Source organism: Streptomyces sp. NPDC052012, from assembly GCF_040689265.1.
Taxonomy (GTDB): Bacteria; Actinomycetota; Actinomycetes; order Streptomycetales; family Streptomycetaceae; genus Streptomyces.
On the sequence record NZ_JBFAXA010000003.1, the window covers coordinates 115,358 to 129,166 of the forward strand.

General features: G+C 71.6%; 18 protein-coding genes. 7 read left to right on the plus strand and 11 right to left on the minus strand.

The window, feature by feature from the left end; genetic code table 11:
- Positions 1 to 146: 146 nt before the first annotated feature.
- Positions 147 to 719, minus strand: coding sequence for a hypothetical protein (locus tag AB0412_RS07700; protein ID WP_366401597.1), 573 nt, complete (start codon positions 717 to 719; stop codon positions 147 to 149).
- A 159-nt stretch (positions 720 to 878) separates the two neighbouring features.
- On the minus strand, positions 879 to 1,670 hold the full coding sequence (locus AB0412_RS07705) for an RNA polymerase sigma factor SigF (protein WP_366401598.1): 792 nt from the start codon (positions 1,668 to 1,670) through the stop codon (positions 879 to 881).
- A gap of 251 nt (positions 1,671 to 1,921) precedes the next feature.
- Between AB0412_RS07705 and AB0412_RS07710 the strand changes: the two genes are divergently transcribed.
- The 4 genes from AB0412_RS07710 (at position 1,922) to AB0412_RS07725 (ending at position 5,470) form a co-directional block, all read left to right on the plus strand.
- Positions 1,922 to 3,730, plus strand: coding sequence for a thiamine pyrophosphate-requiring protein (locus AB0412_RS07710; RefSeq protein ID WP_366401599.1), 1,809 nt, complete (start codon positions 1,922 to 1,924; stop codon positions 3,728 to 3,730).
- Positions 3,731 to 4,040: 310 nt separating this feature from the next.
- Positions 4,041 to 4,433, plus strand: coding sequence for a DUF2795 domain-containing protein (locus AB0412_RS07715; protein WP_366401600.1), 393 nt, complete (start codon positions 4,041 to 4,043; stop codon positions 4,431 to 4,433).
- Between the two features lie 31 nt (positions 4,434 to 4,464).
- A complete protein-coding gene (locus tag AB0412_RS07720) occupies positions 4,465 to 4,884 on the plus strand; it encodes a CBS domain-containing protein (RefSeq protein WP_366401601.1) in 420 nt (139 codons plus the stop codon).
- Between the two features lie 43 nt (positions 4,885 to 4,927).
- Positions 4,928 to 5,470, plus strand: a complete 543-nt coding sequence (locus AB0412_RS07725) for a type 1 glutamine amidotransferase domain-containing protein (protein WP_366401602.1) — start codon at positions 4,928 to 4,930, stop codon at positions 5,468 to 5,470.
- 59 nt (positions 5,471 to 5,529) lie between these two features.
- On the opposite strand, the gene AB0412_RS07730 is transcribed toward AB0412_RS07725, so the two are convergent.
- Complete coding sequence (locus tag AB0412_RS07730; protein WP_366401603.1) at positions 5,530 to 5,787, minus strand: DUF6158 family protein; 258 nt, start codon at positions 5,785 to 5,787, stop codon at positions 5,530 to 5,532.
- A gap of 91 nt (positions 5,788 to 5,878) precedes the next feature.
- Between AB0412_RS07730 and AB0412_RS07735 the strand changes: the two genes are divergently transcribed.
- On the plus strand, positions 5,879 to 6,991 hold the full coding sequence (locus AB0412_RS07735) for a Vms1/Ankzf1 family peptidyl-tRNA hydrolase (protein WP_366401604.1): 1,113 nt from the start codon (positions 5,879 to 5,881) through the stop codon (positions 6,989 to 6,991).
- Between the two features lie 223 nt (positions 6,992 to 7,214).
- On the opposite strand, the gene AB0412_RS07740 is transcribed toward AB0412_RS07735, so the two are convergent.
- The gene (locus AB0412_RS07740; RefSeq protein WP_366401605.1) at positions 7,215 to 8,834 is read right to left on the minus strand and encodes an ATP-binding cassette domain-containing protein; all 1,620 of its coding nucleotides are present in this window, start codon (positions 8,832 to 8,834) and stop codon (positions 7,215 to 7,217) included.
- 170 nt (positions 8,835 to 9,004) lie between these two features.
- On the opposite strand from AB0412_RS07740, the gene AB0412_RS07745 reads away from it, so the two are divergent.
- Both AB0412_RS07745 and AB0412_RS07750 read left to right on the plus strand, forming a co-directional pair.
- Entirely contained in the window at positions 9,005 to 9,826 is an 822-nt protein-coding gene (locus AB0412_RS07745) for a class I SAM-dependent methyltransferase (protein WP_366401606.1), read from the plus strand.
- A 42-nt stretch (positions 9,827 to 9,868) separates the two neighbouring features.
- The gene (locus tag AB0412_RS07750; RefSeq protein ID WP_260827283.1) at positions 9,869 to 10,039 is read left to right on the plus strand and encodes a hydrophobic protein; all 171 of its coding nucleotides are present in this window, start codon (positions 9,869 to 9,871) and stop codon (positions 10,037 to 10,039) included.
- A gap of 11 nt (positions 10,040 to 10,050) precedes the next feature.
- Here the strand turns inward: AB0412_RS07750 and AB0412_RS07755 are convergent, their stop codons facing one another.
- The 7 genes from AB0412_RS07755 to AB0412_RS07785 are packed head-to-tail and all read right to left on the minus strand — an operon-like array spanning position 10,051 to position 13,809.
- Complete coding sequence (locus tag AB0412_RS07755; RefSeq protein WP_366401607.1) at positions 10,051 to 10,353, minus strand: gas vesicle protein K; 303 nt, start codon at positions 10,351 to 10,353, stop codon at positions 10,051 to 10,053.
- Complete coding sequence (locus tag AB0412_RS07760; RefSeq protein WP_260827285.1) at positions 10,350 to 10,538, minus strand: gas vesicle protein; 189 nt, start codon at positions 10,536 to 10,538, stop codon at positions 10,350 to 10,352. The genes AB0412_RS07755 and AB0412_RS07760 overlap by 4 nt, the downstream gene beginning before the upstream one ends.
- On the minus strand, positions 10,535 to 11,326 hold the full coding sequence (locus AB0412_RS07765; protein WP_366401608.1) for a GvpL/GvpF family gas vesicle protein: 792 nt from the start codon (positions 11,324 to 11,326) through the stop codon (positions 10,535 to 10,537). Before AB0412_RS07765 ends, AB0412_RS07760 begins: the two co-directional genes overlap by 4 nt.
- The gene (gene gvpJ, locus AB0412_RS07770) at positions 11,323 to 11,697 is read right to left on the minus strand and encodes a gas vesicle protein GvpJ (protein WP_366401609.1); all 375 of its coding nucleotides are present in this window, start codon (positions 11,695 to 11,697) and stop codon (positions 11,323 to 11,325) included. Before gvpJ ends, AB0412_RS07765 begins: the two co-directional genes overlap by 4 nt.
- Positions 11,694 to 12,905, minus strand: a complete 1,212-nt coding sequence (locus AB0412_RS07775) for an SRPBCC family protein (RefSeq protein WP_366401610.1) — start codon at positions 12,903 to 12,905, stop codon at positions 11,694 to 11,696. The genes gvpJ and AB0412_RS07775 overlap by 4 nt, the downstream gene beginning before the upstream one ends.
- The gene (locus tag AB0412_RS07780) at positions 12,905 to 13,546 is read right to left on the minus strand and encodes a DNA primase (RefSeq protein WP_366401611.1); all 642 of its coding nucleotides are present in this window, start codon (positions 13,544 to 13,546) and stop codon (positions 12,905 to 12,907) included. The genes AB0412_RS07775 and AB0412_RS07780 overlap by 1 nt, the downstream gene beginning before the upstream one ends.
- On the minus strand, positions 13,543 to 13,809 hold the full coding sequence (locus tag AB0412_RS07785) for a gas vesicle protein GvpG (RefSeq protein ID WP_366401612.1): 267 nt from the start codon (positions 13,807 to 13,809) through the stop codon (positions 13,543 to 13,545). The genes AB0412_RS07780 and AB0412_RS07785 overlap by 4 nt, the downstream gene beginning before the upstream one ends.

The window sequence follows — 13,809 nt, forward strand, 5'->3', positions numbered from 1 at the left end:
CCTCCGCGCAGTGACTGTGGTGCCGTGATGCCGTGTGCCGGTGGGGCACCCTAGGCCTGTCAGTACCCAGGGTGCCGCCGGGCCATGGGTGGCGCGCGGGGTCACGCACCTCACAGCATGGGCGCCCCCGGCCGGGGAACGGCGCCTCACCCGTGGGTACGGCTGTCCCTGCGGCGGTAGAGCCGGTGCGCGGCGGCCCCGAACGCACCCGCGATCAGCAGTCCGCCGGCGGCGAGGGCGGGCACGGAGTCGGTGAAGGAGCCGCCCCCGCCCGCGTGGACGCCCCCCGGTACGGGTGTGCGGCCGCAGTGCGGGTCCTTGGTGTGCCCGGCGGACGGCTTGGAGGACGGCTTGGAATCGGGCTTCTTCGCATCGCTTCCACTCAGCTCGGCGGCGTCCTCGGACTCGTGTGACTCATCGGCTGCGAACGGGTCCGCCTCACCGCTGTCCTCGGGCGCGGGGACGGGCACGTCGGCCTCCGCCTCGAGACTGTCCAGCTCGGCCTCGAGCTCGGCCAGCTCGTCCCCCTCATCCTCCTGATAGGCACTGCCGCCCTGCCCCTCCCACTGCTGGTGCCCCTTCTGCGGCGGGCAGGTGGAGTGGGTGGCGGCCCCCGGTTCCGGTGGGGCGGGCGGACTCGCGGACGCGACCGGTGCGAGCACGCCGAGAACGGTGCCGGCTGCGGCGGCGAGGGACAGGGCGCGTACGGTGCGGCGCATGGTGCGGGCTCCTTCGAGCGACGACTGGGGGCACGCCGTTTCCCGACGGCACGCGGGGCGTGCCCCACACCCATCACAGCCCGCCCGAAGCCACCCCGCCCGCGCCAGGACCCGACCGAGTGAACCTCCGATCACCGGACCTGCCCCCTCGGCACCCCGCTAGGCGTCCCCCAGCACCTCGTCCCGGACCCTCCCGCAGCACCGGCTGATCAACCGGGACACATGCATCTGCGAGATCCCCAGCTCCTGCGCGATGCTGCTCTGCGTCATGTCCCCGAAGAACCGCATGTACAGGATCGCCCGCTCCCGCTCCGGCAGCGCGGCGATCCGCTCCTTGACGGCCTCCCGGTCGACCACGGTGTCCAGCGCCGGATCCGGCGCGCCCAGCGCGTCGCCGAGCGAGTACCCGTCGTCGCTGCCGGGCAGCTCCGCGTCCAGCGACAGCGCGGTGAAGCTCTCCAGCGCCTCCTGCCCGGTGCGCACCTCCTCCTCGCTCAGGTCGGCGTGCTCGGCGATCTCCGCGACGGTGGGCCGCCGGCCGGAGATGGTCTGGGAGAGGTCCTGCGCGGCGAACCGGACCTTGTTGCGCAGGTCCTGGACCCGGCGCGGCACGTGCAGGGTCCACATGTGGTCGCGGAAGTGCCGTTTGATCTCGCCGGTGATGGTCGGCACGGCATAGCTCTCGAACGCGTTGCCCAGGGCGGGGTCGTACCGGTCGACGGCCTTGACGAGGCCGAGCGCGGCGACCTGGCGCAGGTCCTCGAAGTTCTCGCCGCGGCTGCGGAACCGTCCGGCGAGGCGGTCGGCCATGGGCAGCCAGGCCTCGACGATCTCGTCCCGCAGGGCGTCGCGCTCGGGGCCCTCCGCAAGGGCGGCCAGCCTGCGGAACGCCTCGGCGGTGTCGGGGGCGTCGTCGTGCGGATGGGGTTTGGCGCTCACTCGGGTCGGCATGGTGCGTCGCAACTCCCTCGGAGTGCTCGGGGACGGACGGTCACCGTGGGGAGGGCGCCTGGGATTCGGGACAGGCGCACCCGGGTGCGGCGAGGGCCGCTTCCACGGACGTGCCTCCTGTCCGAAGCACTGTGGGGGCGCCTGCCCCCGGGCCCGGGGGCCAAACCCCCGGCGCAGGTTTTCCGCGGACGCGCTCGGTCACTCGTACGACCCGCGCGCAACCCCAACACGTCACGTCCGGGAGGTCGTACATGAGCACGAAGGTCTCCGACCACGTCCTGCACAGGCTGCGCGAGTGGGGGGTGGAGCACGTCTTCGGCTATCCCGGTGACGGCATCAACGGCCTGCTCGCCGCGTGGGGCCGGGCCGACAACCAGCCGGTGTTCATCCAGTCGCGGCACGAGGAGATGTCCGCGTTCGAGGCGGTCGGCTACGCCAAGTTCAGCGGACGGCTCGGGGTGTGCGCGGCCACCTCCGGACCGGGGGCCATCCACCTGCTGAACGGCCTGTACGACGCCAAGCTGGACCATGTGCCGGTGCTGGCGATCGTCGGTCAGACGCATCGCAGCGCGATGGGCGGCTCCTACCAGCAGGAGGTCGATCTGCACACCCTGTTCAAGGACGTCGCCTCCGACTTCGTGGAGACGGTGACGGTGCCGGAGCAGCTGCCCAACGTGCTGGACCGGGCGATCCGCACCGCGTACGCGCGCCGCTGCCCGACCGCGGTGATCCTCCCGGGCGATGTGCAGGAGCTGGACTACTCGCCGCCGACGCACGCCTTCAAGATGGTGCCCTCCAGCCTGGACCGCAGTTCGTGGACGGCCGTGCCGTCGGACGACGCGGTGCGGCGGGCCGCGGAGATCCTGAACACGGGCGACAAGGTGGCGATCCTGGTCGGCCAGGGCGCGGCGGGGGCTCGGGCGGAGGTGGAGCGGATCGCGGAGCTGCTCGGTGCGGGGGTCGCCAAGGCGCTGCTCGGCAAGGACGTCCTCAGTGACGAGCTGCCGTACGTCACCGGTTCCATCGGTCTGCTCGGCACCCGTCCGTCGTACGAGCTGATGCGGGACTGCGACACGCTGCTGACGATCGGCTCGTCGTTCCCGTACTCGCAGTTCCTGCCGGAGTTCGGCGACGCGCGGGCGGTGCAGATCGACATCGATCCGCACATGGTGGGGATGCGCTACCCCTACGAGGTGAACCTGGTCGGCGACGCCAAGGCCACGCTGGAGCGGCTGATCCCGCTGATCGAGGGGGGCCGGGGACGCGAGTGGTACGACACGGTGTGCGACAACGTGCGGCGGTGGCGGGCGATCATGGAGCGGCGGGCCGAGCTGTCGGCCGATCCGGTCAACCCGGAGTACGTGGCGTGCGCCCTCGACCCGCTGCTGCCGGACAACGCCATCATCACGTCGGACTCTGGTTCGACCGCCAACTGGTACGCGCGGCACCTGACCATGCGCCCGGGGATGCGCGGCTCGCTGTCCGGCACGCTGGCCACGATGGGCTGCGGGGTGCCGTACGTCATCGGCGCGAAGTTCGCACACCCGGACCGGCCGGCGATCGCCCTGGTCGGGGACGGCGCGATGCAGATGAACGGGATGGCGGAACTGATCACGGCGGCGAAGTACCGGCACCAGTGGGAGGACCCGCGGCTGGTGGTCGCGGTGTGGAACAACCGGGACCTGAACCAGGTCACCTGGGAGATGCGGGCCATGGAGGGCGCCCCGTCGTTCCTGCCGTCGCAGGAGCTCCCGGACGTGCAGTACGCGGCGTTCGCCCGCTCGCTGGGGCTGACCGGGGTGCGGGTGGAGAAGCCGGAGGACGTCGAGGCGGGCTGGCGGACCGCGCTGGAGGCGGACGGTCCGGCGGTGGTGGAGTTCCTGACCGACCCCGCCGTGCCGCCGATCCCGCCGCACGCCACCTGGGACCAGCTGGAGGCCACGGTCGCCTCGATCCTGAAGGGCGACGCCGACCGCGGCTCGATGATCAAACAGGGCTTCAAGGCGAAGGTGCAGGAGTTCCTGCCGGGGGCGGGGCAGCGGCGGAAGCAGAAGGATTAGCGGCGAGGGGGGCGAGGGGGGCGGCGGCCGGTTCCGGCCGGTCGGTGTCGCCCTCGCTCCGCAGGGGCAGCAGCAGCTCCTCGTAGCGGCCCAGCACAAGGATCATGCCGAGCATGAGCAGCGGGATCAGTACGGCGAGCACCGCCATGGCCGGTCCTTTCCAGGAGGCGCGTGGGGGGCGTGCCGTTCGGGTCACCCGGCGCGCCGCGGGCAAACCAGCGGCCGCTGACCGCATCCGTGGCCGGGAAACCCGTGTCGGCCCGCCCCTGCCGGGTACGCGGTGCGGACCCCGAAGGATCAGGAGGGAGACATGCAGCGAGGCAGTGACCGGCTGAATGTCCACCGTGACGACGAGATGAAGCACGAGCTGCAGGGCCTGCTGAGGTCCGGGCACCCCACCCGCACCGAGGAGTGGCACGACCCGGAGCCGTCCGCCGAGGACGATCCGGAGGTCGCGTACGGCCCGGTGACGCCGAGCCGCGGGCCGACGTCGCTGGAGTCGGTGCGGCTGGAACTGGCCCGGATCCTGGGCCGGGGCGCGTTCCCCGCGGGCCCGCGCGAGCTGATGCGCGCTCTGGACCGACGGCATGCGCCGGACGCGCTGATCGAGGCGCTGGAGCGGCTGCCGCGGCAGGCGCGCTACGCCAACGTCCAGGAGCTGGCGGAGGCGCTGACCCGCTCCCGGGAGACGGAGACCGCATAGCCGGCCGAGGACCGAAAGGGATGGCCCAGTCATGGCCGAGTTCGTCAAGGACGTGATGACTCCGGGCGTGGTCGCCGTGCGTCCGGACGCCTCGCTCGTCGAGGCGGCGCAGCTGATGCGCACGCAGAACATCGGCGACGTGGTGGTGGCCGACGGCCAGCGGGTCGTGGGCGTGCTCACCGACCGGGACATCACCGTCCGGGCGGTCGCCGACGGCGCGGACCCGATGAGCGTGAGCGCCGGGTCCGTGTGCACGCCGGATCCGCTGACCCTCGGCCCGGACGACCGGGTGTCGACGGCGGTGGCCGCGATGCGGGAGAAGGCCGTGCGACGGATCCCGGTGGTCGAGAACGGGCTGCCGGTCGGCATGGTCAGCCTCGGTGATCTGGCCGAGGCGCAGGATCCCGATTCGGCACTGGCCGACATCAGCCGCGCGGAGCCGGACGACTGAGGCTCCGTACCGGCACAGCAGTGGGAAGGATTTGAGGACTGTCATGCGTATCGCGTTTCTGGCCGCGCCGGAGGGCGTGGAGCAGGTCGAGCTGACCAAGCCCTGGCAGGCGGCGGTGGACGCCGGTCACGAGCCGGTGCTCGTGTCGACGCGGCCGGGCAAGATCCAGGCGTTCGACCATCTCGACAAGGCGGACACCTTCCCCGTGCAGGAGGTGGTCGGGGATGCGCCGGCCGACTCCTTCGACGGGCTGGTCCTGCCGGGCGGGGTGGCGAACCCCGACTTCCTGCGCATGGACGACAAGGCCGTCGCCTTCGTGCGGGACTTCTTCGAGCTGGGGCGGCCGGTCGCGGCGATCTGTCACGCGCCGTGGACGCTGATCGAGGCGGACGTGGTGCGCGGCCGCGTGCTGACCAGCTGGCCGAGCCTGCGGACCGATCTGCGCAACGCCGGGGCGACCTGGGTGGACGAGCAGGTGAAGATCTGTGACCACGCTCCGAGCAAGCTGGTCACCAGCCGCAAGCCGGACGACCTGAAGGCGTTCTGCGAGACGTTCCTGGAGGTGTTCGGCCAGGAAGCGGCCTGAACGCCCAGGCGGTGCCCGAGGGCACACCGACACGACGCCGGGGACCTGGACCGATCGGTTCAGGTCCCCGGCGTCGTGGGTGTCGTGGTGTCCGCGCCGTTGCGGTCGCGGGCGCCCTCGCGTGTGCGGCCCGCGGCCACGGGGCGGCTCGGGTTGCGGCGCAGGTACTCGCCCTCGAGTTGCGCCATGCGCTCGTTGTGGGTGCGCAGCGCGTCGTTGGACCCGTACAGCAGCGTGTCGTGCCGGGTGCGGTGGATGGTCTCCAGCTCTTTCATCAGCTGCTGGTCGTCCAGGCGGCTCGGGTCGACTCCGGTCATCGTGGTGCCCCGCTCGTCGTTTCGGGTGTGCGGTCCGGGTACCCGCCCGGTCAGATCACGCACTACCCCGAGCGGCATCCGGGAGGGAGCCATGGATCTCGCGTTTCTGCATCCACTCTACGAACATCCGGGGCCCTGGGCCTCCGTGTACGTCGACACCTCCCGGCACACGGAGGACACGCCCCACGAGCGGCACCTGACGGCCCGGGCGATGGCCCGCGAGCTGGCCGGTCAGGGCGCGGACGAGGCGACGTGCCGGGCGGTGAGCCAGGCGATCGAGGATCTGCGGCACTCGTCGGAGCCACACGGGCGGGCGCTGTTCGCCCGGAACGGCGAGGTGGTGCTGGATCCGCCGCTGGCCCGTGCGCCGCAGGGTGACTGGGCCGAGTGGGCGCCGCTGCCCAGGGTCGCCCCGCTGCTGGAGCTGGCCGGTGAGGACCCGGTGTGCGTCGTCGCCTACGTGGACCGCAAGGGCGCCGACTTCGAGCTGCGCAGCGCGCTGGGCCGGGGCGACGCCGGCGGGGTCACCGGGCGGCAGTGGCCGGTGCACCGCACCAGTTCGGTCGACTGGTCCGAGCGGCACTTCCAGCTGCGGGTGGAGAACACCTGGGAGCACAACGCGGCGGAGATCGCCGACGCGCTCGCGGTGTGCCAGGAGGAGACCGGGGCCGATCTGCTGATCCTGGTCGGCGACGACCGTGAGCGGCACGCGGTGCGTCAGCGGCTGCCGCACCGGCTGCACGACCTGGTGGTGGAGGCGTCGCACGGCGCCGGCAGCAGGCTGCTCGACGAGGACGTGGAGCAGGCGCGGACCGAGCACGTACGGGCCCGCGCGGCGGCCGAGCTGGAGCGTTTCCTGGCCGCCCGCAGCCCCGACGAGTCGGGCCGGGCCGGGGCCGTGGAGGGCGTTCCGGCGCTGGTCGAGGCGGCGCGCGAGCACCGCATCGACGAGCTGCTGATCCGCCCGGACGGGCCGGACGCGCACCGCGAGGTGTGGATCGGTGAGGACCCGGACCAGCTGGCGGTGCGCCGCACCGACCTGAAGATCCTCGGCGAGCAGCAGTCCTGGTCGGCCCGCGCGGACGACGCCCTGATCCGCTCCGCGGTGACGACGGACGCGGACGCCCTGGTCGTCACCGTGCTCCCCGACGTCGGCGACGACACCCCGGTGGGCGGCCTGGGCGCCCTCCTGCGCTGGAAGTGAGCGCGGCACACGGGGAGCGGGCGCGCTCACCGCGTGGCGACACCCCCTAGGGGGTGTCCGCAAAGTCGCGTCGTCCGCCCGAAGGGCGGGCCCTGCGGCGTCCGGTGCGTGCTCTCGGTGTGCCGGGCGGACATCCGCGTACTGGTTGTACTCGGGTGTCCGCCCGGTGCGGCGAGAGGGCGTGCCGGGCGTCGCAGAGCAGGCGGGACTTTGCGGACACCCCCTAGCGCGCTCGTTCCACTCTGCGTTCGTCCCAGACCGGCTCCGGGGTCTCTCTGACTCTGCCGTCGGTGCCGAAGACGAGGAAGCGGTCGAAGGAGCGGGCGAACCAGCGGTCGTGGGTGACCGCGAGGACCGTGCCGTCGAAGGCCTCCAGGCCCTCCTGGAGGGCTTCGGCGGACTCCAGGTCCAGGTTGTCCGTGGGCTCGTCGAGCAGGAGCGCGGTGACGCCCTGGAGTTCGAGCAGGAGGATCTGGAACCGGGCCTGCTGGCCGCCGGAGAGGCGGTCGAAGGGCTGCTCGGCCTGGCCGGTGAGTTCGTAGCGGCGCAGGCGGGACATGGCGGCGCCGCGGTCCTGGGAGTGGTCCTTCCAGAGGATGTCCAGAAGGGTGCGGCCCTCCAGCTCGGGGTGGGCGTGGGTCTGGGCGAAGTGTCCGGGGACCACGCGCGCACCCAGTTTCCAGCCGCCGGTGTGCGCGACGTCGTCGCCGGCGAGCAGGCGCAGGAAGTGCGACTTCCCCGAGCCGTTGGAGCCGAGCACGGCGACGCGCTCGCCGTAGAAGACCTCCAGGTCGAACGGCTTCATCAGGCCGGTGAGTTCGAGCTGCTCGCAGGTGATCGCGCGGACTCCGGTGCGCCCGCCCTTCAGGCGCATGGTGATGTCCTGCTCGCGCGGCGGCTCCGGCGGCGGGCCGGCCTCCTCGAACTTACGCAGCCTGGTCTGTGCCGCCGCGTAACGGGACGCCATGTCATGGCTGACGGAGGCGGCCTGACGGAGATTCAGCACCAGCTTCTTGAGCTGTGCGTGCTTCTCGTCCCAGCGCCGGCGCAGCTCCTCGAAGCGCGCGAACCGGTCCCTGCGGGCGTCGTGGTAGGTGGCGAAGCTGCCGCCGTGCACCCAGGCGTCGGCGCCGGTGGGGCTCGGTTCGAGGGAGACGATGCGCTGGGCGGCGCGGGCGAGCAGTTCACGGTCGTGGGAGACGAACAGGACCGTCTTGCGGGTCTCGGCGAGCCGTTCCTCCAGCCAGCGCTTGCCGGGCACGTCGAGATAGTTGTCGGGCTCGTCGAGCAGCAGCACCTCGTCGGTGCCGCGCAGCAGCGCCTCGAGGACCAGCCGCTTCTGCTCGCCGCCGGAGAGGGTGCGCACCTGACGCCACTGCGCCTTCTCGTAGGGCACGCCGAGCGCGGCGGTGGTGCACATGTCCCACAGCGTCTCGGCCTCGTAGCCGCGCGCCTCGGCCCAGTCGGCGAGGGCCTGCGCGTAGGCGAGCTGGGCGGCCTCGTCGTCGACGGTCATGAGGGCGTGCTCGGCCTTGTCGACGGCGCGGGCCGCCTCGCGGATCCGGGGCACGGCGACGGACACGAGCAGGTCGCGGACAGTCGTCTCGTCACGGACGGAGCCCACGAACTGGCGCATGACGCCGAGTCCGCCGCTGACGGTGACGGATCCGCCGTGCGGCTTCAGCTCGCCGGCGAGGAGGCGCAGGAGGGTCGTCTTGCCCGCGCCGTTGGGTCCCACCAGGGCCATGACGGCGCCTTCGCCGACCCGGAAGGAGACGTCGCCCAGGAGCGGCCTCCCGTCGGGGAGGTAGTACTCGAGGTGTGCTGCTTCCAGATGGCCCATGAGAGGCGATTCTGCGGGGTGCCCGACACGGGTGGCAAACGATTTCATCGCCGGGGCACCCCGAGCGGTGGTCCAGTATCTGAAACACGGGTCTCATCATGTGAGTTAGGCGCGTACGGTGACGAGCGTCCCTGCGCATCGCCCCACGAGACGAGAAGGGTGGGCTCACCATGCCTGCATCGCGGGAGACCGCCGTCTACACCCACGGGCACCACGAGTCGGTGCTGCGGTCGCACTCCTGGCGGACCGCCGAGAACTCGGCGGGCTACCTCCTCGGGGCACTGGAGCCCCGCATGCGGATCCTGGATGTCGGTTGCGGGCCCGGCACCATCACCGCCGACCTGGCCGCGCTGGTGCCCGACGGGCAGGTCACCGGACTCGAGCACGCGCCGGGGGTGCTGGAGCAGGCGAGGGCGACGGCCGCCGAGCGCGGACTGACGAACACCGACTTCGCCGTCGGGGACGTGCACGCACTGGACTTCCCGGACGACACGTTCTGCGTGGTGCACGCCCATCAGGTGCTCCAGCACGTCGGGGACCCGGTCCAGGCGCTGCGCGAGATGCGGCGGGTGACCAGGCCCGGCGGCTTCGTCGCCGTACGGGACTCGGACTACGCGGCCATGACCTGGTATCCCCTCTCCGGCGGCCTGGACGACTGGCTCGATCTGTACCGGCGGGTGGCGCGGGCCAACGGGGGCGAGCCGGACGCCGGGCGCCGGCTGAAGTCCTGGGCGCTGGCGGCGGGCCTGACGGACATCACCGCGACCTCCTCGACCTGGACCTTCTCCACGCCCGAGGAGCGGCGCTGGTGGAGCGGCCTGTGGGCGGACCGCACCGTGGCGTCCTCCTATGCCGAGCTGGCCGTCGAGGGCGGCCACGCCACGCGCGAGCAGCTTCAGGCGGTGGCCGGGGCCTGGCGGGAGTGGGGCGCGCGGGACGACGGATGGTTCGCGGTGCTGCACGCCGAAATTCTCTGCCGAAAAGAAGTCTGAAAAGCGAAAGACGGGCAACCAGGATGTCAGGAGGTTGACATTATGGTTCCCATTCTTCTTGTTCTGCTTCTGGCTCTGATCCTTTTCGGCGCCGGATTCGCGGTGGAGGTTCTCTGGTGGATCGCGCTCGCGGTTCTGGTGGTGTGGCTGCTGGGGTTCTTCATGCGCAGCACGACGGCGGGCGGCGGCAGGGGCCGCTGGTACCGGTGGTGAGACCCCGGTAGTCACTCCCGGGGAAGCAGCGGTCCGAGCGGCCCGAGGTCCAGATTCAGGTCCTCGGGCCGCAGGCCGTAGCGCTCCCGCAGTTCCGTCATACGTTCCTCGAGCAGCATCAGCGTCAGGCCGATGCGCTCCTCCTGCTCCTCGGTCAGGTCGCCCTCGTCGAACCGGCGCACGGCCTGCCGCTCCATGAGCTGGCGCAGCAGCTCCACCACGGTCAGCACGAGCTTGACCAGGTCGCGTTCGACCGTGTCGGGTTCGAGGTCGAGCCGGGCTCGTCGGCGGGCGGGCGGCTGCTGCTCTGTCAACGGAGCTCCTCGAAGGGCGACGGGACGTTGGCGTTCACCGAGCTGATGAGCGCGTTGAGATCGATGCGGACCAGGTCGACGTCCGCGATGCGCAGCGTGATGTCGCCGGTGATGACGACCCCGCCGGCCAGCAGCCGGTCGAGCAGGTCCACCAGCGCGATCTCACGCCGTTCGACGACGGTCACGCGCCCTCCCCCTCGGTCTGCCGCTCCGAGGGCTCGCCCGCGAACGAATAGGCCGCCCAGGGTCCGGTGAGTTCCACCCGAATTCCGGGCACGCCGTCCTTCGTCCGGTCCACCATTTCCACGAATTCCTCGGATTTCGCACGCGGCACGAGATAGGCGGCGTTCAGCACGTTGCGGCCGGAGGCGCCGGAGAGGGTGGGATTCTGCGGGGCGTGCAGCCGGGAATCCTCGGCGGCCTCGGAAAGGGTCTCGTGCAGCCGGGTCGCGAAGGTCTCGGCGCGCTGCCACAGTTCCTCGTGCGATTTCGTCTGCATGCGGCGTTGCCGCAGATAGTCCCGGCCGGAAGCGGGCCGGGCCGGCGCGGTCGCGGCGGCGGTGTCCTGCCGCGGTGCGTCCTCCACGTAGACCTTCACACCCCACTCCACCCGGCCCTCCAGCCGGTCCAGGGTGCGCCGGAAGGACTCCTCGCGCGCCTCGATCATCGTGCGTACGCCGCTGTCGTCGCGGAACACGGTGCCGAGCCGCAGCGGCAGCGGAGTGGTGACCGTGGTGAGGGCGTCGATCACGCCCTGGTGGGCGCGGGCGACGGCGGTCAGCCAGTCGAGGTCCTCCAGGTGCGCGCGCAGCGGGTCCTCGCCGAAGTCCGCCTCCGGCACATGGCTGACCACGGCCACCAGCCCGTGGTGGGTCAGCAGCCGCGGCGGATCGCCCGCCACCCCGGACAGCTGCGCCTGGAGCGGCGTGCTGAAGGGGCGGCAGACGGCGTAGACGTACCGCAGTCCGGTCACGGGGCCTCCCTGTGTGCCTGCTCCTGTGCGGCGGCTTCGGACGACTGCACCTGCGCCCGGCCGGCCTCCAGCTCCTCCAGCGCGGCCAGCCGTTCACGCAGCTCGGCGTTCTCCCTGGCCAGCTCGTCCCGGCGGGCGCGCGAGGAGAGCGCCGGGTCGGTCTCCCACCAGTCGATGCCCATCTCCTTCGCCTTGTCCACCGAGGCGACGATGAGGCGCAGCTTGATGGTGAGCAGTTCGATGTCGAGCAGATTGATGCGGATGTCGCCCGCGATCACGATCCCCTTGTCGAGCACCCGCTCCAGGATGTCGGCGAGGTTCGCGCCGCTGCCCTGACCGTAGGGCTCGGGAAGGCGGCTGGGGGTCGTCATCGGCGGCTCCCGCCCTCGGCACGTTCGTACTCGTCGTCGTTCGCCTCTTCGTCCGCCTCGTCGTACTCGTCCTCGTCAGCGCCCTCGGGTCCGCCCTCCTCGGCCGCCTCCTCGTCCTCGTACTCGTCGCCGTTCGCCTCTTCGTACTCGTCGTCGTAGGCTTCCTCGGGCTCGCCCTCGTCCGGCTTCTCCTCCTCGTCCTCCTCGTACTCGTCCTCCGGCTCCTCCTCGTACTCCCCTTCGGCCCCTTCTTCCTCGTCCTCCGCCTCGTACTCGCCCTCGGGTTCCTCGCCCTCGGACCCCTCGCGCTCCTCGCGGTCCTCGTCTTCCTCGGCGAGCGCGTCCTCGTGGCTCCGGACGACCTCGCCGTCACGGATCTCCCCGCGCCAGCCTTCCTCGGCCTCGCCCTTGATGGTGATGAAGCGGGCGAAATTCTTCAGGTCGAGCCGGGCCCGGCGGCCCTGGGCGCGCCAGATGTTGCCGGTCTTCTCGAAGAAGCCCGTGGGGTAGTACTCGATGACCAGCAGCACGCGGGTCAGGTTGTCCGCGAGGCGGTGGAAGGAGACGACACCCTTCGTCGTCCCCTTGGCGCCCTCGGAGGTCCAGGCGATGCGGTCGTCGGGGATCTGTTCGGTGGTCTGCGCCTTCCAGCTGCGGTTGGACCAGAACACCTTCGCCTGCCAGTCCGACGTGGTGTCGTCGGACTTGTTCGCGCTCTTGACGCCCTTGGCGAAGGTGCTGAAGTCCTGGTACTGCGTCCACTGGTCGTAGGCCGTGCGCAGCGGGACGCCGACGTCGATGCTCTCCATGATGACGGTGGGCTTCTTGCCCGCGGACCGCTTGCGTTTGTCCTTGCCGCCGCCGAGGCCGCCCTTGAGCGCGCCCATCACGTTGTCCTTGGCGCGCGAGGCGCCCAGTTCGAGGGCGGTGCGCAGCGGGCCCTTGCCCTCGGCGATCTTGCGTCCGCCGTCCAGGGCGAGCTTGGCGAAGCCCGGGCTGTTGCCCTCGGCGATGTCGTTGAGCTTGTTGGTGGTCTCGCCGAGCTTGCGGCCGACGCCGGTGAGCAGACGAGTGGTCTGCGCGGCGAGGTACTCCTGCAGCTCGGCCTTCAGGCGGTCCGCGGCCTCGCTGTGCGCCACGTCGGCGAGCGGGTTGCCGCCGTTCTGCCCGCGCGCCGTGTCACGGGCCGATCCCAGGGTGTCGGTCATCACTCACCGCCTCCCTTCGAGGAACGCGAGCGGCTGCCGCGCGAGGCGGCCGTCTTCTTGGCGGCGGTCGTCTTGCGGGCGGCGGCCTTCTTCGTGGCCGCGGCATTCCTGCCCGGGGCCTTCTTGGTGGGCGCCTTCTTCGCCGGTGCCTTCTTCGCGGCCTTCTTGGCGGCGGACTTCTTCGCGGGGGCCCTCTGCTCCGCCCGCTCTGCCGCCTCCTCGTCCTCCGGCTCCCGGCCCTCCGGCTCCTCGGCGCCTTCCGCGCCTTCTGCGTCCTCGGTGTCCTCGGTGTCCTGCGCGTTCCTCCCGGTGCCCGGCAGCCCGCCGCCCGCCAGGCGGTCGCGCAGCTCGGCGGTACGGCCGTGCAGCCGGTCGGCGACGGCGTCCAGCTGCCGCTCGACCAGCGCGCCGGAGGCGGCCTTGCCCACCCCGCGCAGATCACCGCGCAACTGGTCCCCGAGCTCCTTGAACTGCGGGTTGTCCCGCAGCTGCTGGGAGACCAGTTCCGCGACCATCCGCGGGCTGAGGTTCAGCTTCTTCCCGGCCACGAGGCCGCCGACGGCGACCGCCATCTTCAGCTTCTTCGTCCGTCCGAGGAGGTATCCGGCCCCTACGGCGAGGCCGAGTCCCAGTCGATTCATTGCGGTGCCGTCCCGTCCCCTCTACCCGCGCCTTGGCGCGTCGCGATCTCCAACCGGTCGAGGAGCTCGTCCTCCTGCCGGTCGAACTCCTCCTCGGTGATCTCCCCGGCCTCCAACTGCTCCTCGAGACGGGCCAGTTCGGCCCGGATCGTGGAGGGGTCGTAGTAGATGCGCTCCGCTTCCCGGAGCACCTGTCGGATGACCCAGCCGCTGCCGCGCACGGGGGCGAACGGCAGCAGCAGGACCTCGGAGATCAGACCCAT